Annotated in this window: 24 protein-coding genes and 1 pseudogene; 17 read left to right on the top strand and 8 right to left on the bottom strand. The window is 58.5% G+C overall.

Features of this window, described 5'->3' with window-relative positions:
• Positions 1 to 35 precede the first annotated feature (35 nt).
• The 6 genes from ACEN8U_RS01495 to ACEN8U_RS01470 all read left to right on the top strand — a co-directional run bounded on the left by ACEN8U_RS01495 (position 36) and on the right by ACEN8U_RS01470 (position 5,170).
• Positions 36 to 320, top strand: coding sequence for a PAAR domain-containing protein (locus ACEN8U_RS01495; protein WP_310085487.1), 285 nt, complete (start codon positions 36 to 38; stop codon positions 318 to 320).
• A gap of 321 nt (positions 321 to 641) precedes the next feature.
• Positions 642 to 1,607 carry a DUF6708 domain-containing protein gene (locus tag ACEN8U_RS01490; protein ID WP_310112356.1) on the top strand — a complete coding sequence of 322 codons (966 nt, stop codon included), beginning with the start codon at positions 642 to 644 and terminating at the stop codon, positions 1,605 to 1,607.
• Between the two features lie 140 nt (positions 1,608 to 1,747).
• Positions 1,748 to 2,155 carry an NMCC_0638 family (lipo)protein gene (locus ACEN8U_RS01485; protein WP_310112353.1) on the top strand — a complete coding sequence of 136 codons (408 nt, stop codon included), beginning with the start codon at positions 1,748 to 1,750 and terminating at the stop codon, positions 2,153 to 2,155.
• Positions 2,064 to 2,303: an NMCC_0638 family (lipo)protein gene (locus tag ACEN8U_RS01480; protein ID WP_413657183.1), complete on the top strand. Its 240-nt coding sequence runs from the start codon at positions 2,064 to 2,066 to the stop codon at positions 2,301 to 2,303. Before ACEN8U_RS01485 ends, ACEN8U_RS01480 begins: the two co-directional genes overlap by 92 nt.
• A 346-nt stretch (positions 2,304 to 2,649) precedes the next feature.
• Positions 2,650 to 4,239, top strand: a complete 1,590-nt coding sequence (locus ACEN8U_RS01475) for a recombinase family protein (RefSeq protein WP_310112351.1) — start codon at positions 2,650 to 2,652, stop codon at positions 4,237 to 4,239.
• 460 nt (positions 4,240 to 4,699) lie between these two features.
• On the top strand, positions 4,700 to 5,170 hold the full coding sequence (locus tag ACEN8U_RS01470) for a hypothetical protein (RefSeq protein WP_310112349.1): 471 nt from the start codon (positions 4,700 to 4,702) through the stop codon (positions 5,168 to 5,170).
• Between the two features lie 9 nt (positions 5,171 to 5,179).
• On the opposite strand, the gene ACEN8U_RS01465 is transcribed toward ACEN8U_RS01470, so the two are convergent.
• On the bottom strand, positions 5,180 to 5,542 hold the full coding sequence (locus ACEN8U_RS01465; RefSeq protein ID WP_310112346.1) for a hypothetical protein: 363 nt from the start codon (positions 5,540 to 5,542) through the stop codon (positions 5,180 to 5,182).
• Between the two features lie 270 nt (positions 5,543 to 5,812).
• Between ACEN8U_RS01465 and ACEN8U_RS01460 the strand changes: the two genes are divergently transcribed.
• Genes ACEN8U_RS01460 through ACEN8U_RS01450 form a run of 3 tightly spaced genes read left to right on the top strand, consistent with a single transcriptional unit; the run spans position 5,813 to position 9,211 of the window.
• Complete coding sequence (locus tag ACEN8U_RS01460) at positions 5,813 to 7,387, top strand: recombinase family protein (RefSeq protein WP_310112344.1); 1,575 nt, start codon at positions 5,813 to 5,815, stop codon at positions 7,385 to 7,387.
• Positions 7,380 to 8,276, top strand: a complete 897-nt coding sequence (locus ACEN8U_RS01455; RefSeq protein WP_310112341.1) for a ParB/RepB/Spo0J family partition protein — start codon at positions 7,380 to 7,382, stop codon at positions 8,274 to 8,276. Before ACEN8U_RS01460 ends, ACEN8U_RS01455 begins: the two co-directional genes overlap by 8 nt.
• A complete protein-coding gene (locus ACEN8U_RS01450; protein ID WP_310112338.1) occupies positions 8,273 to 9,211 on the top strand; it encodes a plasmid partitioning protein RepB C-terminal domain-containing protein in 939 nt (312 codons plus the stop codon). The genes ACEN8U_RS01455 and ACEN8U_RS01450 overlap by 4 nt, the downstream gene beginning before the upstream one ends.
• 80 nt (positions 9,212 to 9,291) lie before the next feature.
• Here ACEN8U_RS01450 and ACEN8U_RS01445 read toward each other — a convergent pair whose 3' ends face one another.
• Positions 9,292 to 9,738, bottom strand: coding sequence for a helix-turn-helix domain-containing protein (locus ACEN8U_RS01445; protein ID WP_310112381.1), 447 nt, complete (start codon positions 9,736 to 9,738; stop codon positions 9,292 to 9,294).
• Positions 9,739 to 10,519: 781 nt separating this feature from the next.
• Here ACEN8U_RS01445 and ACEN8U_RS01440 point away from each other — a divergent pair.
• Positions 10,520 to 11,335 carry an SDR family oxidoreductase gene (locus ACEN8U_RS01440; protein WP_310112336.1) on the top strand — a complete coding sequence of 272 codons (816 nt, stop codon included), beginning with the start codon at positions 10,520 to 10,522 and terminating at the stop codon, positions 11,333 to 11,335.
• Between the two features lie 107 nt (positions 11,336 to 11,442).
• Entirely contained in the window at positions 11,443 to 12,975 is a 1,533-nt protein-coding gene (locus tag ACEN8U_RS01435) for an amino acid permease (protein WP_310112333.1), read from the top strand.
• A 276-nt stretch (positions 12,976 to 13,251) separates the two neighbouring features.
• Here ACEN8U_RS01435 and ACEN8U_RS01430 read toward each other — a convergent pair whose 3' ends face one another.
• A complete protein-coding gene (locus ACEN8U_RS01430; RefSeq protein WP_310112331.1) occupies positions 13,252 to 14,124 on the bottom strand; it encodes a DUF4189 domain-containing protein in 873 nt (290 codons plus the stop codon).
• 267 nt (positions 14,125 to 14,391) lie between these two features.
• Here ACEN8U_RS01430 and ACEN8U_RS01425 point away from each other — a divergent pair, with 267 nt between their 5' ends.
• Entirely contained in the window at positions 14,392 to 14,739 is a 348-nt protein-coding gene (locus tag ACEN8U_RS01425) for a helix-turn-helix transcriptional regulator (RefSeq protein WP_310112328.1), read from the top strand.
• A 952-nt stretch (positions 14,740 to 15,691) separates the two neighbouring features.
• Here the strand turns inward: ACEN8U_RS01425 and ACEN8U_RS01420 are convergent.
• Together ACEN8U_RS01420 and ACEN8U_RS01415 are read right to left on the bottom strand one after the other, a co-directional pair.
• Positions 15,692 to 16,093, bottom strand: coding sequence for a hypothetical protein (locus ACEN8U_RS01420; protein ID WP_310112325.1), 402 nt, complete (start codon positions 16,091 to 16,093; stop codon positions 15,692 to 15,694).
• A 653-nt stretch (positions 16,094 to 16,746) separates the two neighbouring features.
• Positions 16,747 to 17,160, bottom strand: coding sequence for a DUF6088 family protein (locus ACEN8U_RS01415; RefSeq protein WP_310112380.1), 414 nt, complete (start codon positions 17,158 to 17,160; stop codon positions 16,747 to 16,749).
• Here ACEN8U_RS01415 and ACEN8U_RS01410 point away from each other — a divergent pair.
• From ACEN8U_RS01410 to ACEN8U_RS01390, 5 genes and pseudogenes are all read left to right on the top strand, one after another.
• Positions 17,150 to 17,641: a hypothetical protein gene (locus ACEN8U_RS01410; protein WP_310112385.1), complete on the top strand. Its 492-nt coding sequence runs from the start codon at positions 17,150 to 17,152 to the stop codon at positions 17,639 to 17,641. The genes ACEN8U_RS01415 and ACEN8U_RS01410 overlap by 11 nt on opposite strands.
• Positions 17,642 to 17,977: 336 nt before the next feature.
• Complete coding sequence (locus ACEN8U_RS01405; RefSeq protein ID WP_310112322.1) at positions 17,978 to 18,304, top strand: helix-turn-helix transcriptional regulator; 327 nt, start codon at positions 17,978 to 17,980, stop codon at positions 18,302 to 18,304.
• A gap of 523 nt (positions 18,305 to 18,827) precedes the next feature.
• Positions 18,828 to 19,097, top strand: a pseudogene (locus ACEN8U_RS01400) (response regulator transcription factor); the annotation flags it as partial.
• A gap of 200 nt (positions 19,098 to 19,297) precedes the next feature.
• The gene (locus ACEN8U_RS01395) at positions 19,298 to 19,654 is read left to right on the top strand and encodes an Hpt domain-containing protein (protein WP_310112319.1); all 357 of its coding nucleotides are present in this window, start codon (positions 19,298 to 19,300) and stop codon (positions 19,652 to 19,654) included.
• 4 nt (positions 19,655 to 19,658) lie between these two features.
• Complete coding sequence (locus tag ACEN8U_RS01390) at positions 19,659 to 20,654, top strand: hypothetical protein (RefSeq protein ID WP_310112317.1); 996 nt, start codon at positions 19,659 to 19,661, stop codon at positions 20,652 to 20,654.
• A 118-nt stretch (positions 20,655 to 20,772) separates the two neighbouring features.
• On the opposite strand, the gene acnA is transcribed toward ACEN8U_RS01390, so the two are convergent.
• From acnA to ACEN8U_RS01375, 3 genes are read right to left on the bottom strand one after another with little or no spacing between them, the layout of a single operon-like run.
• Positions 20,773 to 23,490 (bottom strand): aconitate hydratase AcnA, encoded by a 2,718-nt coding sequence (gene acnA, locus ACEN8U_RS01385; RefSeq protein ID WP_310112315.1) that lies wholly within the window; start codon positions 23,488 to 23,490, stop codon positions 20,773 to 20,775.
• A 45-nt stretch (positions 23,491 to 23,535) separates the two neighbouring features.
• Entirely contained in the window at positions 23,536 to 24,987 is a 1,452-nt protein-coding gene (locus tag ACEN8U_RS01380) for a bifunctional 2-methylcitrate dehydratase/aconitate hydratase (RefSeq protein ID WP_310112312.1), read from the bottom strand.
• Positions 24,988 to 25,013: 26 nt separating this feature from the next.
• On the bottom strand, positions 25,014 to 25,520 hold the full coding sequence (locus tag ACEN8U_RS01375; RefSeq protein WP_310112309.1) for a hypothetical protein: 507 nt from the start codon (positions 25,518 to 25,520) through the stop codon (positions 25,014 to 25,016).
• Positions 25,521 to 25,555 lie beyond the last annotated feature (35 nt).

The raw sequence follows: 25,555 nt of genomic DNA, 5'->3' as shown, positions 1-25,555 counted from the left end.
GTCGGAAGCATCGAGCGAAACGAGGATGTCTTACCATGAGCCGCAGATTCATACTGAAAGACGACACGACTACCCACAATGGTGTGGTGCTCGACGGCATCGTCGGTTCGTCGTTCGACGGCCGGCCGTTGGCTTATCTTGGAGGGTCTGTGTTGTGCCACACGTGCAATACCGAGGGCATCATCGTCAGCGATGGTTCGCCTCACACGATGAGTGTCATGGGCAAGCAGGTCGCACTCGAGAACGATTTATGTCAGTGCGAATGCGAGCCCCTTCCGAAGCTCGTGGCGTCGCAGACCATGGGCTCACTTACAGTCTGATTGGCGGCAGCCTATCGAGGTCTAACAGAACGCCCACGCCTCATAGGAACCCGGTCAGGTTGGGTTGGCCCTTCTATACGCTATCGTGAACTTTTGGTGGAGTTCTTTTGTGTATCGTTGCGCCGTCAGCAGGCGACAGTCCTATTATTCTTCCGCTGACTCTTCTTCTGATTGTCGGGGGTGTACTCATCATGATTCTCAACGAGCGTGAACTCAAAGAATTCCTTGGGCACAGCGATTTCGGCATGGACAAGAGCTGGGACCGCTTTCAGTCCTTCGACGAAGAGCAGAATGCATATAGCCGGTTAGGAGCTTAGAGATATGGCATGGGACGGAATCATTCGCGTCAAGCTCAACCGTCCGTTGATGGAGGAAGAGGTAGCGAGTCAGCTAAAGGTCAGTGTCGCTGCAAGTGAACATCCCAATGACAATTTTTCGGTGTTCGAGAAGAACGAAACATTCCTGGAGACCGCAAACGCTCAATTCCACGAGCGAGGCATGCTTACCTATGGTGGTTTATTTGCTGTACCCCTCCTAGCTTATGCTGCATTTGGGATTCTCGACATGATGTTGAACGTCCCAGATGCCGTCCGGAAAAGCGGAAATCTGGTTGCTGGTCTCATTGGCTTCGGAGGGCTGGAGCTCTGCGTACTCGCTTTGCTGATGGCGGTTCTTTGGGGGCTGCATACAGAACTATTTACGTGGACGCGACTGCCGATTCGATTCAATAGGCGAACGCGGATGGTGCATGCATATCGAGGGGCAGGAGGGAACGGTATCATCTCCGTGGCGTGGGATAAGGCGTTTTTCTTCATTGAGTCTCGTGGACAGGGTTTCATCTCGCGCACCAACACGTACAACATCCGCTGTCACGTTCTCGATGAGAGGCAATACGTGGTTCAGTCGTTTTCGGTGGGGAAAAGCGTTGCATCTCTCCGCGATGAATTGGGTCAGCAAGGTGCGCAAACAGTCAGCACGCTCGCGAACGAATTCGAATATATCAGGCGATATATGGAAGAGGGAGCGTCGATGTTGCCAGAGCCGGAACTTGTGCCTACTCAGGTTTCGTTGCGCAACTCTATGAAAATTTGGTTGCGTACGGAACGGAGGGTCATGAGAAGTGGCAACCCTGTCGCAGTGCTCGGGTTGGTTCTCATTCCATTCGCCGCGCTCACCGGCGTACTCCACTACATCGGGCAACTTACAAGCCGGCAGCCCGCTTGGCCTGAAGTATTCAGCGGGAATGCGAACTCGGCAACGTCGAGTCTGCAACGATTTGACCTCTGAGAGAGACATCGAATCGGATTTGCCCAAATGGTGGATGGTGCTCCTTAGCCCGTTTGCGGGCTTACATCATGGCTTGGGCGAGCATTGCCTGAGATAAGCTGAAGTGGACGTGTTCAGCAACGGCTAGAGCAAGGAGCGACATGAACAAAAAATTGCTGGCAGCGTCTTTGATGATTTGGGTTGGCGCGCACGCTCAGGAGCCGCCCCCACATGCCATTGCGCAATCGAACGCCGCCACCCGGATGTTCATGGAGCTATGCATCGCATCCACCGGAGACGCCGAAACGCTTCGTGAGTTGGCCGGCCACCGCCACCTACGGTATGCCGACGGGTCTTTTTCCCAGAAGGTACTTCGCGGGAAGCCCGAAGAGGTATGGTCCGTTTCCAGTTCCGTTGGCGATTTTGCAGTGATTTCGCAGCCAGACAATTTATGCTCCGTGTGGGCACGGAGAGCCGATGCGGCCACATCAACCGCGCAGTTCAAGCAAATTGTCCCTGGCACAAAGGAGCGGGCTTTCGCTGAAGGTTCTCGAGGACAGGGACGTTGAGGGACAGGGTGGTTCCTATCGCTATCTGTCGTATCTGTTGTCAAAAACTGGCCAACACAGCGGACTGTGTGTGAGCGCCATGGTCTCAGCATCACCCATCGCAGAGGTGCAGGTCCGCTTGAGACTCGTGTCAGCAAAGGTCGAGTAACGTCATTGCGGTGGATTTGGAAAACGGCTTATGCCTGTACGCTTTCCAACGATTACCGACGTTGATGACCTCCGCACCCTCGCGAAGCGCCGTTTTAAAACCCGCGGCGGCTGTCGATAGACGAGATGCTGTTCGCCTCAACAACGGAACAGCTGATATTCGTAACCCTGCGAAGACCTGTGCCGGCGGCGACAATCGCATGAATGACTGTGCGACGGGATAGTGCCAATTGGGGCAACGGGTTGGCGACCGTGCGCTAGGCTCGTCACCAAGGAGGAAGTGAATTCGGCTTGACTTCCTGCACCAAGCCGCTACCACAGACGTATGTTGCCGTCGGACGTACGCCATGGCTTCTGCGAAGACGAGCGGAACCACCCCCCATGCGCTTCAGCGGGCGGCGCAGTACATCCGCATGTCGACGGACCATCAGGAATATTCACCTCTATTCCAGCGACAGGCTATCGCGGAATATGCGCGTGCTCACAACTTCCGCGTCGTCGCTGATTTCGAAGACGCTGGGTTGAGCGGCCTCACATTCAGGCAACGTCCGGCACTGGTACAGTTGCTGCTGGACGTTCAGAACCCGCGCCGGAGATTCAACACCGTTCTCGTGTTCGACGTGAGCCGTTGGGGGCGCTTTCAGGATGTAGACGAAGCCGCCTTCTACGAATATGCGTGCAGGCGCGCAGGTGTGAACGTCATCTATGTTGCCGAGTCGTTCTCGAATGATGCAAGTCCCGCGACCTCTGTCATGAAGGCGCTCAAACGGGCGATGGCGGCCGAATTCAGCCGGGAGATGTCCCGCAAGGTTTTCCTTGGGCAATGTCTCAATGCCCAGCGCGGCTTTCACGCCGGCGGACCACCAGCATACGGTCTTCAGCGTATCCTCGTTGACTCAAAAAGTGGGACGCGGCGGCCGCTTGGTCTCTACGAATACAAAAGCGTCCAGAATGACCGCGTCGTCATCGCTCCGGCTTCCGCAGTGGAGACATCGCTCGTCAGGAAGATGTACGAATGGTATGCAACGCCATTGGTCACTGGCGAGACCATCGCCAGACGGCTCAATGACTTTGGCCTCCGCAACCGCTTTGGGCGGCCATGGCAGGCCCAGAACATTCTTCGCATTCTCAGCAGTGAAGCCTACATCGGCACCAACGTCTACAGCAGGACCTCGTCCAAGCTCGACACAGGGTGGCAACGGGTCCCTCGTCAGCAGTGGATACGCGCGGAGAATGCGTTTGAACCCGTCGTCGAGGGGCGCATCTTCTGCACCGTGCAGAAAAAGATGGAGGCGCGGCGCAGAAAGCCAACGCGCGACGAAATCGTGGAGGGCTTGCGGAAGGTGGTTGTCAAGGCCGGCAAGCTGGACCAGGCAACGCTAAGGCGTTACCGGAGCGCACCATCCGTCGAGCAGGTCATGCATGAATTCGGAAGTCTGTACGAGGCGTATAAGGAGGTGGGCTATATCCCCAAGCTGGCAGCAGAGCGCTCAGCCAATCGGTACGTCGAGCGACGCATCGAAATGCTGGTAGCGGACGTCACTCTCGAAGCGTTGCGCTCTCGCGGTCATGAAGCGAGGTATGAAAAGCACACCGATACGCTGTGCGTCGACAAGTGGCTCAGAATCAAGCTTGCCGTCCGCAGTCCGTGGCTCATCGCGGGGCACGTGCCTTACTGGGTGGCCCGCTGGCCTGACGGCTTTCCTGTCGACTTCCTCGTCTACGGACGCATCGAACGGTCTGCGGCTGAATTGCTCGACTTTCATCTCTTCCCACGCGGAAGCCTTGTCGCTGGGGCATATACCGTTGTCTACCGTCACGGGCAGACACACTTTCCTGCGTATCAGCGGCCGGACCTGAAGTCATTACTGGCTATTCCTCAGACTGTGCCACTCGAAGCGCTGATGGGTCACAGTCTGGCGAGCGAACGACAATGAGAACGATACGCGACGGAGGAAACGACGAGGCATGCATCGCGGAACGCAGTCGTCCACGCGACAATGCGGCGCCTCACCCATCCAGCGCCGGCGCGCGTAGAACGCCGCGGGTTAAGGCGCAGGCCGTTCTCAGTCTGGAACTGTCGAGGCAACGGCACGCAGTCGACAGCATGCGCACTACCGACAGCGAGGCTGCCGAGCTCGTTGCGATTCTGCGTGAACTCCTGGGAGACCCCGCCTTCGTCGCGCTCATGACGACTCGTGGTTTCACCACTATGCCTCGGCTCCTGCAAGAGCGCCTCACGAGGAGACCGCGATGAGGGCAGCGCCGAGCCCGCGATTCGTCTGCCGCACCAGCGCGCCAGGGCGCAGTGTCGCACCACCCTGCCTCAGTGACGAAGCCGCGGCGATTGTTGCTGGCCAGACGCTACCCGTACGAACAGTCCAGGCGCTGCAGCGAATGTCTCCCTCGCAACAGCGAGAAACTCTCTCCCTCATGGTTCGCCAGGAAAACCTGAGCGGTGATTTTGCCCGAGCCCTGCTGGCGGCGACGCCCGCAAGGAAGCGTATCGACCACGGGCATAGCGCTCAGCTGAACTCCGATTCAGCACGTCAGCTTCGCCGAACCGTCCAAAAGCTGACCGCGGCGCAAAGAGACGCAGAAGCGCTTCGGGCTTACCATCACGAAAACCTGTTTTTTCTGACACTGGCCGCAGGTTGGACACGGACCTGGATTCACGACGAAGTCATCGCTGACTGGCTTACATCCCGCCATCCCGAATATGCCGTGGTGCTCAAGCGCACGGTCAGCCAAGCGGACGCGGCGTTGGCGCCGGGGCGCCACATGAAGCTTGCCTACGAAGTTGCTGCGGGCATTGCCGTAGCTTCCATAGGTAAAAAGCGCAGGAAGCACCGCATCAAGAAGGCGTGAAGCCCGCTTTCACCAGCATCCCGAGTTGAACAGATGCGTGAGGCAGTGCTGGTAGATTTGCCGCGCAACTGGAGACCGGAAATCAAGGCGCAGGTTTTCACAGAAGAGCGCGGTTACGGATTTGGACGTCACCGCCGACCCGAGCGTGTTTTCGAGCCTCTGAGCCATATCATGTGCGCGGGTCGACAGCATCACTCGTTCCATCACATCAGCTCCAGCACCGTTCGTCTTTAGCCAAAGGGCCGTTGATTCAACGACATGCTCGACAGACAGCCAATTGCCCGTCATGTGCCGCGCAAGAAGGTGTGACGCAACAAGATAGGAGAGCAGCTCCGCCCGAGCGCGCAGGTCCATGTTCAAAGGGTTGCTCATCGCCCTGGACATCCGGATATCTTGAACCGCATTGTAGACCCAGGCGCTTAACGTCTGTCGGATGTCGTGCGAAGCGCTGTGTTCGTAGGTCACAGACTAATGAACGGCGAACAAGGAAAAACTCCCCGGTTCAATTGAACCGCTAGTTCGCCGGTGCGCAAGCACGCGGAGCCGACACAGTCTCCGGTGCATTCCCAGATGTCTCCATAGCATCTTGACTTTAAGAGGCTGGCGCCTATCACTGAGATTTGCTCGTATGGACTTCGCAAGATGCCAGCCGACGAGACCGAGCCCTCATTATCGCCGCCACCGGTGCGGCGGTTGGCGGCAGCGCAGTACGTGCGAATGTCAACGGACCAGCAACAGTATTCAACGGTCGCACAGGAGCAGGCCATTGCTGACTACGCGGCGGCTCATGGCATTGTGGTGGTCCGCACGTATCAGGACTTTGGGTTGAGTGGTCTCACATTGCGCGAACGCCCTGGGCTTCAGCGTCTGTTGTCCGATGTCCAGAGTCAGGACCGAGACTTCGACACAGTGCTCGTCTTCGACGTGTCGAGGTGGGGGCGATTTCAGGACGCCGACGAGGCAGCCTACTACGAACACGAGTGCCGACGCGCAGGCGTTCGTGTCATCTACTGCTCCGAGCCCTTTGAGAACGACGGAACACCGTTTGCGAGCGTCTATAAGTCCATCAAGCGAGCGATGGCGGGCGAATATAGCCGGGAGCTCTCGGGAAAAGTGTTCAACGGTCAGTGTAGGCTCGTGCGCCTCGGCTTCTGGCAGGGCTCAACTCCGGGGTATGGATTGCGCCGGATGCTTGTTGACGCCCATGGCAACGTGAAAGGCCCGCTCGCAGCGTTTGAGCACAAGAGCATTCACACGGACCGTGTCGTCCTCGTGCCTGGTCCAGCAAACGAAGTCGCCCTGGTCCGCCGCATATTTGACTGGTATGTGAATGAAAAGATAAGCACTCTGCGCATCGCGTGCCGCCTCAATGACACCGGGCTGTACAACGCATACAACAGGCCATGGAGCAGACCCACCATCCGCCGGATTCTGATGGGCGAAAAGTATGTCGGAAACAATATCTACAACAGGGGTTCGATGCGACTGCATACGGCACGTGTTCCCAATCCACCCTCGAAGTGGATTCGGGCCGTCGGTGCTTTCAGAGCCATCGTCGAACCTTCGGTGTTCGAGGCTGCGCAGCATCGCCTGACAAGGTACTCACGCGGTGTCGACGAGTCGGAAGTAGACGCAGAGCTGAAGCGGCTCTGGACGCGCACCGGCTACCTGACAGTCCGGACGATGGCGGATAGTCTGAGCGTACATGGTAAGAGTGGACTAGCCAGACGCTTCGGATGTCTGGCAAACGCATACCGCAGCATTGGCTTCACGCCTACGTGCCGATACGACTATGTCGACGTGCGTCGACGGGCTCGCGCCATGTATCGCGCCCTTATCGACGAAACGCGCGCGAGGCTGCAGCAAGCCGGCCACCGATTGTCGCTGGGCCGAAGCGGTACGTTGCTTAACGTGAATGACGAGTTGGAAATCAAGTTCAGCGCACGCCTGAGCGTGGCTGTGGGCTCCAGGGAGCGCACCTGGACACTGAGATGGCCCGCCACCTACCCGGTCGATGTCATGGCCGTCGTGCTATTCAATCGAATGCCGGTGCGCATCGACGGCTTTTATGTGTTCCCACGGGGAATCGTCCCACCGGGCAAGGTGACCACCGTATGCCCTATGAACATCCCCGCCCTCGACAGCTTCTACTTTTCGAACCTCGATGTTCTTTACGATTTGACGCGTCGACGCGCGCTGGAGCAAAGCGATGAATAGCGCTCAGGGACTGGCTGGTGACCGCATTGTGGAAATTGAGCTTGACGACATCCGCGTGCTCAATCCACGAGCGCGCGGACGTGCACAACATCAGGCAATCGTGGCGAACATCGCCGCGGTTGGTCTTAAGCGGCCGATAACCGTTAGCCGCAGGCGTGGAGTCGATGTCAGTCCTCATTTTGACCTGGTTTGTGGTCAGGGACGCATTGAGGCCGTTCGCCTGCTGGGGCACCGCACGATTCCTGCGCGTGTTGTCGAGCGCGACGAATTCTGCTGTCTGGAAATGAGCCTCGTGGAGAATGTCGCACGGAGAAACCATAATCCAACCGAGCTACTGCGTGACGTGAAAGCCCTCATTGACGCAGGCAATTCCGTTGAGGTCGTTGCGGAAAAGGTCGGACTGACGCAATCGTATCTGAACAGCCTGCTCATCCTGCTTGAGCACGGCGAAGAGCGGCTTCTGCATGCGGTTGAATGCGGAACCGTACCGATTCGACTTGCTGTCAGCATCGCCCGCTGCGATGAGGCGGAAGTTCAATCTGCGCTCGCCGACGCATATGCAGAAGGTGCGTTGAAGGGGCGACAACTAACGATGGTTCGACGCCTGTTAGCTCAGCGGCAAAAACACCGTTCGCTGCAGAAGCCCGGTAACCGCGGCAGGTCAGAAACCCCGCTATCACCGGAACAACTCCGTAAGATGTACGTCAAGGATAGTGAAGCTCACCAATTGCTTTGCAAGAAGGCGGAGCTGGTCCACACGCGTATGGTCATTATCCAGACAGCGCTGCAGCGGCTGCTGCAAGATGGCGAATTTGTTGCGCTGCTTCGCCGTGAATCAGTCGGGACAATTCCTAAGGTCCTTGAGCAACGGATTCAGGTGCAACCGTGAGCACAAAGACTCTTTCCGTCGACGCAGGCACAGCCTTGCAGCCTGCATTCATGCCGGAGCTGGTCACGCTCGCACTAGATTTGCTCCGACCGCATCGTCCGTTGCCCGTGTCGGCCGTATCGGGCAAGAAGTATCTTCAGGTTCTCGCGTCCATAGTGTCAGTTGGGCTCGTGGAACCTCTCGTTGTTGTCGCCGACGCGACAAGGTCCGGGTGCTACGTCGTTCTCGATGGCAGGCTCCGCCTTGAAGCATTGAAACGGCTCGGAAAGCCCGACGCTCTCTGCCTGATATCAACTGACGACGAAACATACACCTACAATCGGCACGTGAATCGCCTGACACCTGCGCAGGACGCGCGAATGATTGCGGAAGCGATGCGCAAGGGCGTCGCACCGGAGCGCATTGCAAGTGTCTTGGGAGTCATGCAGAGAACGGTGAAGCAAAAAGCCGCCCTTCTTGACGGCATTTGCGAGGAGGCCGCGGCACTACTTGCAGACAAATTCTGCCCTGCGTCGGTCTATTCAGCGCTGCGGTGGCTCAAGCCGCTCCGGCAAATTGAGGCAGCGGAGCTAATGTGCAGTCAAGGCAACTTCACTTCTGCCTTCGCGAAAGCCATCCGGTCCACGACGTCAGTGGAGCAACTGGTAACCAGAGAGCCCAGGAAGAGAAAAGAACCCAGCGAGACCTCTTTACAAATCGCGAGGCTCGAGCGCGAGATAGCCTTGCTTCAGGCGACGCATTCTGCCGCAGAGGAGACATACAGCGTTGAACATCTCGAATTGGCCGTCTCAGTGGCATACATCAGCAGGCTGCTAAGCAACGGGACAATCGCGAATTGGCTGCGCGGCCGTTACCCCGAATACTGGCGACAATTGGATGCCGTCGCGAGCGAAGCCAGGGGCAATCACAAGACGCGTACGTCACCCAGTCGATGAGGCGCGCGACAACCACGACTTATATGTAGCCCGAAGTCGTCCGGCAATTGCGCGACATCGTTTGTTAAAGGATGCAGCGTTCAACCGCGATACCTCCGAAGCGTTTCTGATGGGAGTTCGCCAAACTGTTCGCGGTACTCTGCGGAGAAGTTGCCTAAGTGCCAGAACCCCCACCGTGTGGCAGCTTCCGTTACCGAGGCGGCGCTCTGAAGCTCGCGTTGTACCTTCCCGAGACGAATCGCACGGGTGTACAAGAACGGATTCATTCCCAGCGCTTCCTCGAAAGCGTACTGCAACGTGCGACGGCTAGCACGAAGCCGAACGCACAGTTCCGCAACCGTGAGTGGGCAGTCAGGCGACGCCTCCACCAACTCACGGACCGCACGAACAAGTTGCCAGTGTCGTGACGTTCGCGAAGCGCTTTGTGTAAGCAACTCTGGTTCAGAATCGAGCACGTCGGCGAGCCCGAAAACAGCGCTTCGCTCAAACGTTTCAGCGATGTTCACGTCCTTCGTCAGATGTGGCATCCTGGTTAGGATGCTAAGCATGGTCTCAAGTGCCACACGGAACTCCTGCAACCTAGTAGATGCAACCGGGATGAGTCCCGCTCTCCTGGTAAGTCGAGGGCGTAGCAAATCAAGGTGTTCCCGCGCAGCCCGGTTTGAAATGTTCTCTGGGCAAATCTCTAGGTTCACAACGAGGTGCTGGTCCGGCGACAAAAACTCAAATCCGCCTTCTCCAGAGAAAACGTGGAGTGCATCCCGATGGCTCGGCTGTCCACATAGTAGCGCGTGTCCCTCCAACTGAAAGGGAATGCCAACAGCAATTTCCTTTGCTGCGACCTCGCCGCGCTGGTAGACCGTTCTATTGAGTCGCTCGGTATGCACACGAAAGCCGCCGATGACTAGCGTGGTGACTGAGCCATCGAACGCACCGCGCGAAATTTGACAATAGCTCTGATTCCACGTGTCCAGAAGCGCTGCTTGCTCCTCAACACTGTGGCAAGTCCGGACCGCGACTGGCGTTGTTTGTTCGCATGTTGACATTTTCCGCATCCTCGACGAACGCTTCGGCTTCCCCTCTCCAGTGTAAGGGAAGAAAAAAACTAGCGACGAGCCTTCGGCGACTCGGACTGACCCGCCGTAAATTACAAGTTCCTTCCATCTCGGACGCGCGATTCAGTCTACAAGCTCTGGCATCAGCTTGGTCCTCGAGACGCCGGGCTTGGCGCGATTTTGCCAATTTTGGATAGTCTCGGGATTTCGGCGGGCCTACCTTCTCCGAACTCACACGACAAGGAGCGTCCAGATGGCTGAACACAAGGGCTTCGCCGAGAGTGGTACCACTGCCAGCGCAGGTAGAGGACGCCTTGCCGGGAAGACCGCAATCGTCTCCGGCGGCGCAACCGGCGCAGGCGGTGCAGCCTCTCGATTGTTCGCGAAGGAAGGAGCCAAAGTCGCGGTAATTGACATCAATCAGTCAGCCGGCGAGCAAGTGGTGGACCAGATTCGAGCTGAAGGGGGAATCGCCGAATTTTTCGCCGCAGACGTCTCAAAACGCGTTGCAGTGGAAGATGCCGTCGGCAGCATCGCGTCGCATTTCGGACGAATCGACACGCTCTTTAATCACGCCGGCAGCATCGTCGTCAAGCCCTTCCTGGAGACTACCGACGACGACTATGACTGGCTCATGGACGTGAATGTCAGAAGCATGTTCATGATGACAAGAGCCGTGCTCCCTCACATGCTGGCTTCAGGCGGCGGTTCAATCGTCTGCACCGCGTCAATCTCGTCAGTCGCGGCTACTCCGCTGGAGGTGTTGTATTGCGCGACAAAGGGAGCATGCGCGATGTTCGCGCGGGCCATTGCGGTCGAATATCGTGACCGCGGCATCCGTTGCAACGCTGTCAACCCCGGGTTTATCGATACCCCGCATGGTCGACGCGAAATCGATGCTCTTGCGAAGTACGGCTTCGACGCCAGCGAAGCGGCTTTAGCTGTCCAGCAGGGCCGGTTATGCGCCCCGGAGGAAGTGGCGCACGCTGCTCTCTTCCTTGCGAGTGATGATGCGTCTTTCATTAACGGCGCACACCTGTATGTCGACAACTGCTTCACAGCTGCATGAGCGCAGGTTGGCCAAATTGCGCAAACGGAGACATTCTCGGTGCTGGCAGATTATGCGAGCAGATATACAGCGCCCCACTTGAGTGAATTCTTTAAGAAGGAAGCGTCATGGACACGAAACCAGCTACGCACGCGACCGAATTCGTCGATGACGACGTAAAGTTGCTGCACGAGATGGGCTACGCTCAAGAATTGTCCCGCCGTATGGGTGCATTTTCCAACTTTGCGGTGTCGTTCTCGCTGATTTGCATTCTCTCCGGGGGCATCACGTCCTTTCAGTTGGGTCTCTCCGCGGCGGGAGGTGCCTCAATCGGCCTGGGGTGGCCACTTGGCTCGCTGTTCGCCCTGATTGTCGCCGCGGCGATGGCACAAATCGCTTCATCGTATCCGACTGCCGGCGGCCTCTATCACTGGAGCTCGATTCTCGGGGGCAAGACGTGGGGATGGCTCACGGCATGGCTGAACCTTTTAGGCTTGGTCTTCGTCGTTGCCGCAATCAACTATGGAACCTATGACCCGTTCTTCAGGACCATCATTGCGCCCATGTTTGGGGTCACGCCGGAGTCGCTCGGTTGGTGGTCACAGACCATTTTTCTCACGGTCATCACTGCCTCACAGGCATTCTTGAATCACAAAGGCATTCGCATAACCAGTCGAATCACTGACTTGTCCGGATACCTCATCTTTGTCGTAACCATCTTGCTTGTCGCGTCTCTGCTCGTTTATTCGCCTGTGAAGATTGACCTTTCCCGGCTCTTTACCTTCACAAACTTCACCGGCGTAGACGGTGGTATGTGGCCCAGGCAAACGATGGCGATGGCCTTTCTCTCAGGCCTGCTGCTCACGGCATATACGATTACAGGGTTCGATGCATCCGCGCACACATCGGAGGAGACACATGAGGCCTCTCGAAACGTGCCGCGCGGCATCATAGGCTCGGTCTTCTGGTCCACGACGTTTGGTTACGTGATGGTCTGCGCGTTTGTGCTGGTGATGCCCGATGTCGGTGCTGCTGTAAAGCAGGGAACGGGCTTCTTTCAGGCAATATTAGCGCCAATTCCTGGGCCTTTGCGCTTCGTCATTGAGATTTTGATGTTCTTCATCAACTACGTCTGTGGTCTCGCGGCCGTGACGTCGACTTCACGAATGATGTTCGCATTTGCTCGCGATGGCGGGCTGCCTGGCTCCAGGTGGATGCGGAAGGTCAATTCAGAGCATCGGACCCCGGGCATTGCCATCTGGGTTTCCGCAACTCTCGCGATTGTCGTGACGCTGTACGGCGACGCGTTTTCTGTGTTGAGTGCCGGAAGCGCCGTTTTCCTTTTCATCTCGTATGCAATGCCGATAGCCGCTGGTATCTTTGCTGAAGGACGTAGCTGGAAAGAGAAGGGGCCTTTCCAGCTTGGCTGGCTGTCCAAGCCATTTGGCGTGCTGGCCGTGTTCGGGGCCTTAGTGTTAGCTTACGTCGGCATTCAACCGCCGAATGAGAAGGTCATCTACGTCATAGCTGCGCTACTAGTCCTTCTTCTCGGAATATGGTACTTGGGCGGCGTACGGAAGAGCTTTGCAGGCCCTCCTGTTGGTGGCCTGTCGAAGGACCGAGAGCGCGTTCTCGAGACCATCGAAGGTCAACTCGAGTAGGTTACGAAGGGTATCGAACCAGGCGGCTGGACCGCCATGAGAGTGTCCAGCCGCTCGCGGCCTTGAACATCACCCCTCGGTCTAACCCAACTAGCACCGTAACAAAAAAACTTCCTATGCCCCGATGACGCGGCTCGCCATTAGTTTGTTGGCCGCGCCACGACGGCGGTTCTATTGGCGAAGGACGCCGCAGCTTGACGACACCGTAGCTAATGGTGAAAGCCCGCTTTTGTGCGGGCTGAAGCCCGGTCTATCAGATACATGATGACCGGGTAATCAAAGGCCTCCCATTCCGAAAAGATTGCCTCGTGAATCGCTGCCGCCGCATCCGCCAAGACGCACCGGGTCATTCATGGGCAGAGAGGTCGCAGGGTTTAGGCATGCCGTGTATCGGATAGTCTTACCGTTCTCATACTTGCGAACACAGTTTGCGTTGTGGCACGTGTCCGCGTAACGAACAACTGCATCAGTCTTGCCGGGAACGGACGCGGCTTCGTCCTGCCGTGCAATCCGCGCTTGCACTGCAGCAACCGAATCGGGCGCGGCCGTATTTCCGGGATTGAAGACGACGGTCGTATCGTCGCATGGCTTTCCGCCACCTGCTCGTGCACATTCACGTCGCGCGGCCGCGAGCGCTTCATCCTTTGTGCTACCGACCGCCCAACCATATTGGGTTTCCTGTTCAGCCATGGCAATCCAGCCGGACTTGCTGCTCACCGCCCGGATTTCGCAGGTCTCGGCTTTGTCTGTTCGTTTTCGGCACCCTTGAAGCGCTCCAGACTTTGCCGCAGTGTCCGATTCGTCGCCATACTCGATGTATGCGCCGCCGTTACCCGTCGATATTGCATACCATCGGTCACCCTCATCCCACGCGACATGCTCTAGTCGGCAGCCTCGCTTGAAGCGTGCCTTGCATTCCTTCATCGCCAGTTCGGCCGCAACCAGCGGGTCTCTGTTCGCCGACACGCCTACTCCGTCGCCGGCACGGGCAATGACCAAAGCCACAGGTCCGGCAACTGGTTTGCCTAACAGATTGCATCGCGTTGAGCTCTTGCCGCATCCCTCGAGCGCCTTCGCGGTGGCCTCCTCAGAAGAGTTGGCATTGCTCTCAATAAATGCATACCCATTGTCTCCGTATGCGACGGCCATCCAGGCGTTCGCATGAGTAGACAGTGCACAAAGTGTGGCAGCAAGCACAACCCGCGCGGCTCGGCGCAACGCTGGCGACAAGTGCCACACGGTCGGATACCCGTTTTGTTTCATTGTTTCCCCGTAAATGCATTGCCTTCTAAGCGCCAGGGCTCGAAGCCGAGGGCTGTGTCATACTAGATTTATGGTATTACGACATTTTATGTCGTTAACTTTAGTTCACAGCGGGACCACACTGCATGTTGTTTAACGACAACAAACGTGGTTATGGCTCGGCGACCGGCAGGAATAGGTGAGCGAATAGGAAAATCAATTGCTCGGGAACGCGCAGCGCGCGGTCTGACGCAGGAGCAGCTTGCTGAAATCATCGGAGTCGAACAGGAAACCGTGAGCCGCTTCGAGCGAGGCGCTACGCTTCCGCCGCTGACGCGGCTGATTCAGCTCGCCGACTATTTCGAGGTTCCGCTTGAGTCTTTGCTGCGGGCGAGTTCTAGCCGTGTCACGGATGAAGCGTCCGACATAGCATCGATGCTGTCAAAGCTCGACGGTCAGAATCGGGATTTTGTGCGCCGCTGGGTGGCCGAGATGTGCGAAAAGCTGGCAAAGCGTAAATGAAATCAGCACCACAGCCGACCAGTTGAAATTAACCACTAAGGCGCCAAGGAATCTATCAGTCAGGTGCGACGCGGACCATTACCAATGCGAAATCAACGATGATTGCCTTCCGATGCACGGCGCCGGTTCAGGCGGACCAGTTGTGCTTCCTCTTTAGTCTCCAATCTACCCAACCAACACACCCGATGTTCCAACCGGCGTGCTGTTGCGGGTAACGGTGCCGCTAGCCGCCTACTCGTGGCCTCGCCTGATAGCAGGTTCCCAAAGCCTCAACGCTGTTAGGGGATAGATATGCAAGCGCAGAAGGCATGCGCCACACCGCTCCAGCACACGGCTGTCAAAAAGTGCCATAGGCAGTAACCGCCGGGCCGACTTCCGAAAGTCCGGACGGACGTAATGTTCCCCGCACGTGAACGATGAACCGTACTGGTTCGAGGTTCGGCTGGACCACACGGTCGGCGCACTCGCCGACATTGGACCCTTCCAAGACGAGCGTACGAACGTCGGCATCAATACACACCGGGTTTTTGTCCGATTTCCCGGCTGCCTCGTCCTCGCAGCACCGCGACTCGAGCTGCAATCGAACAGCGCGTTAAGCTGTTTTTTCGATGCTGCGCGACACGCGAGGAGCTTTCTTCGCTGCTAGGCGACAGACATTCACGTTTCCTCGCTGTAGCGCGATGATGTTTGCACAGCACCGCTGCGGTGCGCTCTCGTGCTTGATATGAATCAGCAGCTCGGAGCGGTTAGTTGTGGCAGCACCGTTCAATGCGGTGCTGGCAAGGCTGTCGTCAGCACATGTCGCCCAAGCGACTTGTAGCATCGCTATTTTCGGCCGCAATCGCGAAGCAAGCGACCGAGAATGTAGCCGAGGAAAGCCGCGCATGCTGGTACGGCTAGCAGCATCCGATTTTCCCACAGCAAATGCAGCATGAGGGCCATGGCATCGTTCCTATCGCCTGCCGTCCGTTTGCGCTTCTAAAATATTGAGCAGTGTCGTGACGACGTCGTCGTCGCCCTCGAAGGCCGCGCCGTTGATGTCAGTCCGAGAGCCGTCTGCGTACATCACGCTTGCGCGAGCGTGCCCGCGATGTGCCACGACGTCAAACCGTGCCAGAGGCTGGAGCTGCGCATCCGACTTTCGACCAACGAGTACAGTGAAACGCTCCCCGACCGAATGTGGCGCCGCATATTTTTCGCCGCACATTCTGAGCACGCGCCTCATCTCCTCAAGGAGCGCAAAGGGAGGCCTATCATCGGGCACCACGCTGCCTTCCACATCGCACAGATGCACCAGCGCGGCGAGGTCTCCGTCAACGGCACCCTCGTAAAAGGCAAGTCTCAGTTCACCCATGTTCTTTCGGCGCATCTAGCAACGTTGGGCCGCGTCTACGGAGCAAACACACGGACTCGGGAGGTAGAACGTCGTACCCACGAGTGCGCGCCCGCCTGTGTGTCGTGGGGGCGGTGCGAAGAAGGTTGGGCCAGGAGTTACCTGTGAGCATTGTTTTTAAGGCGGTGGGCACTGCGGTGATGAGGTGAAATTTCGGCGCGTCGCGGGCGTTTTCGTTCAACCACATCAGGGCGAGGATGTGGTCGCAAACAGGCGTCGGGCAGTGGTGACCACATCGTCGCCGATTACATAGGGAATCGGCGGAAGGTCGGCACTGAACTCCGCGTTTCGCATTCCAGCGTATGCCCACTTGCCTTCACATCTAACGTCGATTCGCAACGTGTTAGTTGCAGGAGTGCCTGCTGTCGCATAGCCAGACATCTCGTGAACAAAAATCGTAAACTGCTTGGCCACTGGATATGGGCCACGTGGCGTTGGAGAGGCAAGGGCCAGTAACGCACGCTGCCACGTCGAGCCGCGCGATTCCGTTGAGCTGCCGTCGCACACCACGGACAAGGAGTCGCCACTGCAGTCACCGAGATACACAGCGACGTCTGTCTGTAGGGAGGTGGTGCCTGGCGACACGCCCGGAGTTCTGCTCATAGCCCGTCCTCTCATCTATAAGTTCGCGTCATAGTGTGTCCCTTGTTAGCGCGTTCGTACTCGACCCTTTTGGTACCAATCTGAATCCGCCGGGTGATACGTCGTCGGCCAGTAGTGACGACTGCCCTCATTGGTATCTGCGTGGAACGACCGACGTTGTACTCTCGGGTCAGCGCTCCCGGACCGACATCAATGCCGAGCTTTCTGAAAGCCTCGGCAGCTATGGACTCAAATGGGGCCGCCGGCAGTAGCGTCCCGGTAAATCGATTCGTCCTCGTCTTCGCGTAAATCCCATAGCCCACACGCACCAGTTGCCCCCTATGCACCAGCGTGTGCAGCACTCGCGTCCGTTGAGAGCGACTTCCCAATGTCGACAGTTCTGAGCGAAGGACCACAACGCCCTTCCTCTGCCGAATGGAGCGCATCACTTTGTTCAAAGGCCGGGAGCGGCGCTTCATTCTCGAACCCATCTGCCTACCTGTGCTCAAACCGGCGGAAGGTAGCATCGAGGACCCGTGCTGCCACATCGCAAACTTCCCCTATCGGCACTGCAGGCAAGAATGGTGTCCCGCGCTCCGTCCAAAAAAGCAGCAAATCTACGGTAACGCTGTCTTGAGCGGAGACTGGCAAAGTTGGAACCGCGGCATCCAGAACGTCGAAGCTGGGATGCGTATGTGCCTCAAGCATGACCCCACTGGCGGCTGCTATCTCGAGGCAGCAAAAATATATGCACTCAAACGCAAGACAGAAGCGCGCGTGAAGCGAAAGCGAGTCCGTCCTGGCGTCGCGAAGAAGCGCTCCGCACGTAAGAAGGCGAGGACGTATGCATTCGAGGCACTGTCCACGTTGTTGGGGCGCATCTATTTTTTCCCGGCCGGGCACGACTTCCGTCACCTGCATTTGTAGCCCCACGCGACAGTTGACGGACGGGAAAGACGCGGGCGCCCAATGATGGCCTTCTGTGGCGCGTTCCTCTCTAGCATTTTGCGTAATTCCCCAAACGATTGCGAACCACCCTCAGCACACCGTGCCGCCAGACGTCTTACCAACGCCAAGGAAAGGCGCGCGACCGATACGTAAGTAACCTCGCCCCCGGCGTGTAGGCTCGCCGCGAACAGTAAACCGATAGGATAGGACGCAGTCTAAAACGGGAAATGCACAATGTAAAGATTGGCAATTCATAAATTGCCAATTCATATAGGGTGGATTGGCCGCGCTCGATAGGCGATGCTCCTGTCGCATATGGAAGCCACCACTACACCCCGACAGAAAGCCGCACGGCTGCGGCTTGCAAGAAATCTAAAGCTTTGGCGCGGCAAACTTGGCATGTCTCAAGAGGTGCTTGCTGGCCGTGTCGGATTGCATCCGAATCATATCGGGCAGATTGAACGAGGGTTGGCGAACGTAACACTGGACAATTTGGTGTCACTCGCCAATGCGCTCGGAGTCCAAGAATCGCACTTGCTCGAAGAACCTACCGAGCAGCCTGTACGTATCAGGGCGGGCCGAAAGAAGAAAACCGATGCTGCGGGTGAGCCGCTGGGTAACGCGAACAAATCTAAAATTTAGTATCGGTCATCAAGCTGTCAACGACATCTGAGCGCCATCTTAGAAGTGCCCTTTCAAAAAACTCCGCGCGCGGCGGCAAGAGCCAAGGGCGGTGCGTAGCTCGTAGGACCACAGCGCGCTCCGATATACCCAAGGTGTGGGCACGCTCCTGCGCGTCAAGGTATCTATGAGGAAGGGCATTCTGGCTGGATGTCATTCTCCGTATAACACGCAGTTTTAGCCACGAGCGCCGCAGGTACCGTGGCGCGTGCTCGACCGGCGTCTGTCCATGCATAAAACTGCGGTTCTTGTTGTCTGCTGTTGTGCGGCCCCACGCTGGTAAACATCAGACATCGCAAATCCCCGTGTGCACAACTCTGCTGCCCACACCGCGAGGGTGTGGACAGCCGCCCGATGGGCGGTGCCAGAGTTGAACACACTTGAGCCTGACGCGCCGGCTGCGCCGGCTTGCCCCAACGCAAAAGATGTTTTTTAAGACCGGCTAAAAGCACGGTGTCTTGACACTCAGTTTTGGTTGCTTAACACGGTGTTTCCCGTTGCACCCAACGGTGCAAGCATCGCACCAGGCGTCACGCCCAACGGCGACGAAGGCCGCGTCATGCTGCTCTCCGACAAGGAACTCGTCATTTTGCAGATGCTCTCGAAGGGCATGTCGAACAAGGCGATCGGCGACGCGCTGTTCATGAGCGACAAGACCGTGAGTACCTACAAGAGCCGTATTCAGGAAAAGCTCGGGGTGTCGTCGCTCGCAGCATTGATTGAGTTCGCTGCGTTACACAAGCTGATCGACTAGTCAGAGGCTATGAGCGAGACGGCATTGTACGACGGCGAACACTGCGACCTCCCGCAGCGTGCACGCGGCGCCCCTGAGGCGTATGGCGTGCCGCTTGGGCAGCTCGTCATGCACGCTGTCAGGCAGCGCATGCAGATGGCTCGCGAAAAACCAAGGCCGTCTGATTCGTACAAAGGCGGCCAACACCTGGACAAAAAGCCGTGAACCGATCTCCGGAGCCGTTCGATCGTCGTTACCTAAACGCTCTCGTTGAAGAAGGGCTAAACCTGAGCGCATTCCTTGACGGCTGGTGTCAAGCGATGTGCGATGACCTCGACCGTCTCCGCGAATTGCAACGCGAAGGTGACTTCGCGCCCGTTCCTCGGTTATTGCACCGACTGAGCGGGGCGCTGGGCCTCGTCGGCGCGCACAGTTTGATGGAGGCATTGCGGCAGGCGCAAGCAGCAGCATCCGGGCAGGACGGCGCATCGATTGATCTGCTTGCGGAGCGAATTCAAACGTTGATCGGACAACTGCAGGCCGTGCGTGACGAGCATGGAGCGGCCTGCCATGACTAGGCCCTTGGCCTTGATCGAGGGGGCGCTCGCGCTTCCAAGTTCTCGTTCGCTGTCTGGCTTGCCGCCGCCTTTCGGCTCATGGCGACGCTCGGCGTCGCACACACAGGCGCGCGAGGCGCACTCGGCGATGCCTGGCGCGCCGGAATATGCGCCCACTGCGCGTCCTCGCGTTCGCATTCCGCCAAATACCAGATTTCTGTTCTTCTACAAGCTGCCGCAGCGGCCCAATTCTGACGGTCGTTTCGACGAGCAACTGGCCGAAGCCCGGCGTTACCTCGAAGCGGATGACCCGCGCCCCCATTCGTCGCGGTCTGATCGAATACTCGGTGCCGCCATCTTCGTGGGCTGCAGCATCGCGCTCGCCTGGTTGCTCGCAACCTGTTCCACGCACGAAATCACCGGCAACGATACAGTGGCGGCAAGACCGTCTCCCGCGGTAGTACGTGCCGACCCTGTTACGGCTGAGTCGGCTAAACCGGTCGTCAATGTGACGCAAGCGTCGCGCGAGGAAGAGCCGGCCGCGTCGCCTGCAACGAACCGCTGGCAGAAAATTGAACATCGCGTCGGCACGGTGAGCTCGTCACAGCAAGTGGAGCAGGCGAACGCAAACGCGGGCCCGCCGCGCCAACTCGCCGCCGGCAACCGGCTGGCGAGCATTCATCGCCCGCTTGCCGTGGCGAGGTTCAACCACGTACCAATCGAAAGGGGTCAAGCCGCACTGAACCGTCTGGTTCATCCACAAACGCCTCTTGCGGCACATGGCCCGCATCAGAAAACCGCGTCTCGATTCACCTTAAACGAATCAGCCGAGCGCGCCGCGCTGTCCGACTGGGCCGCGCAGCAGCGGCACGCCAGCATCACGACTACAACGCGCCCAACTCCGTCCGCGTCGGTGTGGGCCTCGGACAACATCGACTGGAACGCCCGTATGACCCAGCGTCGAATTACCGACAATCCCGCCGCCTTCCAGTCCGGCCCCGCATCGCTCGCGTCCCACTGAGCGGTGAAAAAAAAGCCCGACCAAGGTCGGGCTTTGAAAGTCGGCTGCGCCCTCCACAGGACGCAGCCCCTGCAAAACAGCCAAGCTGTTTGCGTTACCGCAAAGCTGAAGCCGAGGCTTAAGCAGCCAGCAGCGAACGCAGCACGAACGGCAGAATACCGCCGTGCTTGTAGTAGTCGACTTCAATCGGCGTGTCGATACGCAGCAGCACCGGCACGCGTTTCTCGCTGCCGTCCTTGCCGCGAATCACCAGCGTCACTTCCTGCTGCGGCTTGAAGTCTGCGCCGAGGCCTTCGATGTCGTAGGTTTCTTCGCCGGTAATACCGAGCGATTGCACGCTGTCAGAGCCCTTGAACTGCAGCGGCAGAACGCCCATGCCGACCAGGTTCGAACGGTGAATCCGCTCGAAGCTACGTGCGACCACGGCCTTCACGCCCAGCAGCTGCGTGCCCTTGGCGGCCCAGTCGCGCGACGAGCCCGTGCCGTATTCTTCACCGGCGAACACGATGGTCGGCGTGCCGGCGTCGATGTACTTCATTGCTGCGTCGTAGATCGACAGCTGTTCGCCGCTCGGCTGGTGAATCGTGAGGCCGCCTTCCACGCGCGAGCCGTCTGCCTTCGGCGGGATCATCAGGTTCTTGATCCGGACGTTGGCAAACGTGCCGCGCATCATCACGTCATGGTTACCGCGGCGCGAACCGTAGCTGTTGAAGTCGGCCTTCTGCACGCCGTTTTCCTTCAGCCACTTGCCTGCCGGCGAGTCTTCCTTGATCGAGCCAGCCGGGCTGATGTGGTCTGTCGTGACCGAGTCGCCGAAAATGCCCAGCGCGCGCGCGTTGGTCACGGCAGCAATGCTGTCGGCCGGCGTCATCGAAAAATCGTTGCCGAAGAACGGCGGCTCAGCAATGTACGTCGACTTCGGCCAGTCGTAGACCTGGCCTTCTTCGCCCTCGATCTTGCTCCACAGGTCGCCCTTCTTGGTCAGCGACGAGTAGTTCTTGCGGAACGCTTCCGCGTCCAGCGCGAACTTGAGCAGGTCGTTCACTTCGTCGCTGGTCGGCCAGATGTCGCCGAGGTAGACGTCCTTGCCGTTCTTGCCCTTGCCGACCGGCTCGGTCATCAGGTCGCGCGTGATGTTGCCCGCAATCGCGTAGGCCACGACGAGCGGCGGCGAGGCCAGGAAGTTCGCGCGGATGTTCGGATGAATACGCGCTTCGAAGTTACGGTTGCCCGACAACACAGCTGCCGCGACGATGTCGTTCTTCGTGATCGCTTCGTTCAGTTCCGGCGTCAGATCACCCGCGTTGCCGATACACGTCGTGCAACCGTAAGCGGCGAGCGTGAAGCCGAGTTTGTCGAGATACGGCAGGAGGCCGGTTTTCGTCAGGTATTCGGTGACGATACGCGATCCCGGAGCGAGCGACGTCTTGATATGCGGCGCGACCGTGAGGCCGGCTTCCACAGCCTTCTTCGCGAGCAGGCCGGCAGCCAGCAGCACGCTCGGGTTGGAGGTGTTCGTGCACGAGGTGATCGCGGCGATCAGCACGTCGCCGTTCTTCACGTTGACGCCGTTGCTGGTGGTGTATTGCGCGTCGAGGTCGGCGGCCTTCTTGGCAAAACCGTTTTCCGCAACCGGCTTCGAAAACAGGTCTTCGAACGTCGACTTCACGTGACCGATTTCGATGCGGTCTTGCGGACGCTTCGGGCCCGCCAGCGACGGCGCAACCGTGCCGAGATCGAGCGTCACGACCTTCGTGTAGTCGATGTCGCCTTCCTTCGGAATGCCGAACAGGTTCTGAGCCTTGAAGTAGTTCTGGAACGCCGCGATTTCAGCGTCCGTGCGGCCCGTGCCCTTGAAGTAGTCGATCGTCTTTTCGTCGACCGGGAAGAAGCCCATGGTCGCGCCGTATTCCGGCGCCATGTTGCCGATGGTTGCGCGGTCCGGCAGCGACAGCGAACGCGTGCCTTCGCCGAAGAACTCGACGAACTTGCCAACCACCTTTTCCTTACGCAGCAGTTCGGTGATGGTCAGCACCAGGTCGGTGGCCGTCACGCCTTCGCGCAGCTTGCCCTTCAGGTTCACGCCGACCACGTCCGGCGTCAGGAAGTACACCGGCTGGCCCAGCATGCCGGCTTCCGCTTCGATACCGCCCACGCCCCAGCCGACCACGCCGATGCCGTTGATCATGGTGGTGTGGCTGTCCGTGCCGACCAGTGAATCCGGGTAGTACACCGTGTCCGCGCCGTCGGCCTTCTTGTGCACGCCGCGTGCGAGGTACTCGAGGTTCACCTGGTGAACGATGCCGACGCCGGGCGGCACGACCTTGAACGTGTCGAATGCCTGCATGCCCCACTTCATGAACTGGTAGCGCTCGTTATTGCGCTGGAACTCCAGCTTCATGTTCAGATCGAGCGCGTTCTTTTCGCGGAAGTGGTCGATCTGCACCGAGTGGTCGACAACCAGATCCACCGGAACCAGCGGCTCGATCGACTTCGGATTTTTGCCCACGCGCTGCGCGACGCCACGCATCGCCGCGATGTCGGCGAGCAGCGGCACGCCGGTAAAGTCCTGCAGCACGACGCGCGACACCACAAACGGGATTTCGTCGACGCGCGCGGCGGTCGGCTTCCAGTTCGCGAGTTGCGTGATGTGTTCTTCGGCGATTTTCTTGCCGTCGTAGTTACGCAGCACCGATTCCAGCACGATTCGGATCGAAACCGGCAGGCGGTCGATCTTGATGTTCAGTGCCTTGCCGAGTTGCGGCAGGGAGTAGAACTTGCCTTTGCCGGAACCGCTGTCGAATTCCTTGAGCGTTTTGTGGAGGTTGTGGGCCATGGTGTTTTCCTTGGTTTGATCGCGGAACTACAGTACTTAACTCAACTAGATGACGTACAGATCGACGTACTCATTGACCGGCATGGCTTCGAGCCGTGCCTGATCCAGCGACACGTCGAGAATCGCCAGTTGTTGCTTGACCGGAAAGCGGCGCGCGAGGTTGGTCTTGAACTTCTCGACCAGCAACGGAATCCCGTCTTCGCGACGACGCTTATGACCGATCGGGTATTCGACTACGACTTCGTCGAACTGCGACCCGTCGTTGAATTCGATCGTCAGTGCATTGGCGATCGAACGCTTCTCCGGGTCGTGGTAATCCTTGGTGAACTGCGCGTCTTCCACGCATTCCATCTTGGCGCGCAACACGTCGATACGCGCGTCCTGCGCGATGGAATCTTCGTAATCGGCGGCCGTCAGGCGGCCAAAAATCAGCGGCACCGCGATCATGTACTGAATGCAGTGATCGCGGTCGGCCGGATTATCGAGCGGCCCTTTTTTGTCGATGATGCGAATCGCGGCTTCGTGCGTGCGAATCGTGATCTTGCGGATGTCCTCGACACGCCGGCCGTGCGCGACGAGTTGCGCCTGCAACGTGAGCGCGGCTTCCACGGCGGTTTGCGCATGAAACTCGGCCGGGAACGAAATCTTGAACAACACGTTTTCCATCACGTAGGCGCCGTACGGACGCTGGAACCGGAAGGCGTTGCCCTTGAACAGGACGTCGTAAAAGCCCCAGGTCTTCGCCGTCAGCACTGACGGATAGCCCATCTCGCCGGTTTTCGAAATCAGCGCGAGACGCACGGCGCGCGAAGTCGCGTCGCCTGCGGCCCACGATTTGCGCGAGCCGGTATTCGGCGCATGACGGTACGTGCGCAGCGCCTGCCCGTCGACAAGTGCCTGCGACACCGCATTGATCAGCTCGTCGCGCGTGAGGCCGATCAGTTGGCCAACCACCGCCGTGGAGGCGAGCTTCACCAGCAATACGTGGTCGAGCCCCACCTTGTTGAAGGAGTTCTCGAGCGCAATGCAGCCTTGAATTTCGTGCGCCTTGACCATCGCGATCAGGACGTCTTTCATCGTGAGCGGCGCTTTGCCCGCTGCGATGGCCGTGCGCGAGAGCCAGTCGGCTGTCGCAAGAATGCCGCCGAGATTGTCCGACGGATGGCCCCATTCGGCGGCGAGCCACGTGTCGTTGAAGTCCAGCCAGCGGATCATGGCGCCAATGTTGAAGGCGGCCTGAACCGGGTCCAGCTGGAACGACGTGCCCGGCACCTTCGCGCCGTTGGGGACGATCGTGCCGGGCACGATGGGTCCCAACAGCTTGGTGCAGGCCGGGTAGGTGAGCGCCTCGAGGCCGCAGCCGAGCGTGTCGATCAGGCAATGACGCGCGGTTTCCAGCGCGAGCGCGCTGTCGATCTGATAATCCAGAACGTAGTCGACGATATCGACGAGGACTGTGTCCGGGTCGGGTCGCACGTTGGAAATCGGAGCGGACATCGAGGGCTTTTCCTGATGACGACGAGTTAGTTCGTCTTGTTGATCGCGTTCGATTGCGTCGGAGCCGGTGCGCCTTGCGTCATGGCTGCCGTCTTGCACTCGTCGGCGAGACGCGAGCTGTCCTTGTCCGAGAACAGCATGGCCTTCGTCGGGATCACGACGAGATCCATGCCGCTTGCGGCGTCGTGGAAGCGGTCCGCGCCCGTGGTCGTGGATTGACGCGGCAGATTGTAGTTCTTGTTCGCCCAGTGAACCGTGACGATCTGGTCACGCTTCATGTCGCCCTTCAGGTCGAACGACAGGCCTTCGTTGCACGACCATTTTTCTGCGCCTTCCGGGATCGGATCGACCTTCGCTTCCTTCGCGAGATTTTCTTTGCGCTTGATCAGGCGGCGCGGCTGCGGGCGTTTTGCAACCGCCTTCTTGGCAGCCGGCTTCGCGGTGGTCGCCGTTTCCGCGGCGGCGTCAGTCGCGACGGTCAGCATCGTCGTGGACAGGGCGCCAATCACGGCGGCGATCATCAGCTTCTTCATGGAGAAAACCTTTCTATCTAATTTCAGTTGAACGG

Origin of the sequence: Paraburkholderia phenoliruptrix (genome assembly GCF_047325075.1) — a bacterium.
Taxonomy (GTDB): Bacteria; Pseudomonadota; Gammaproteobacteria; order Burkholderiales; family Burkholderiaceae; genus Paraburkholderia; species Paraburkholderia phenoliruptrix.
Note: the sequence above shows the minus strand (reverse complement) of the source record. Positions and strands in the feature narration are given on the sequence as shown.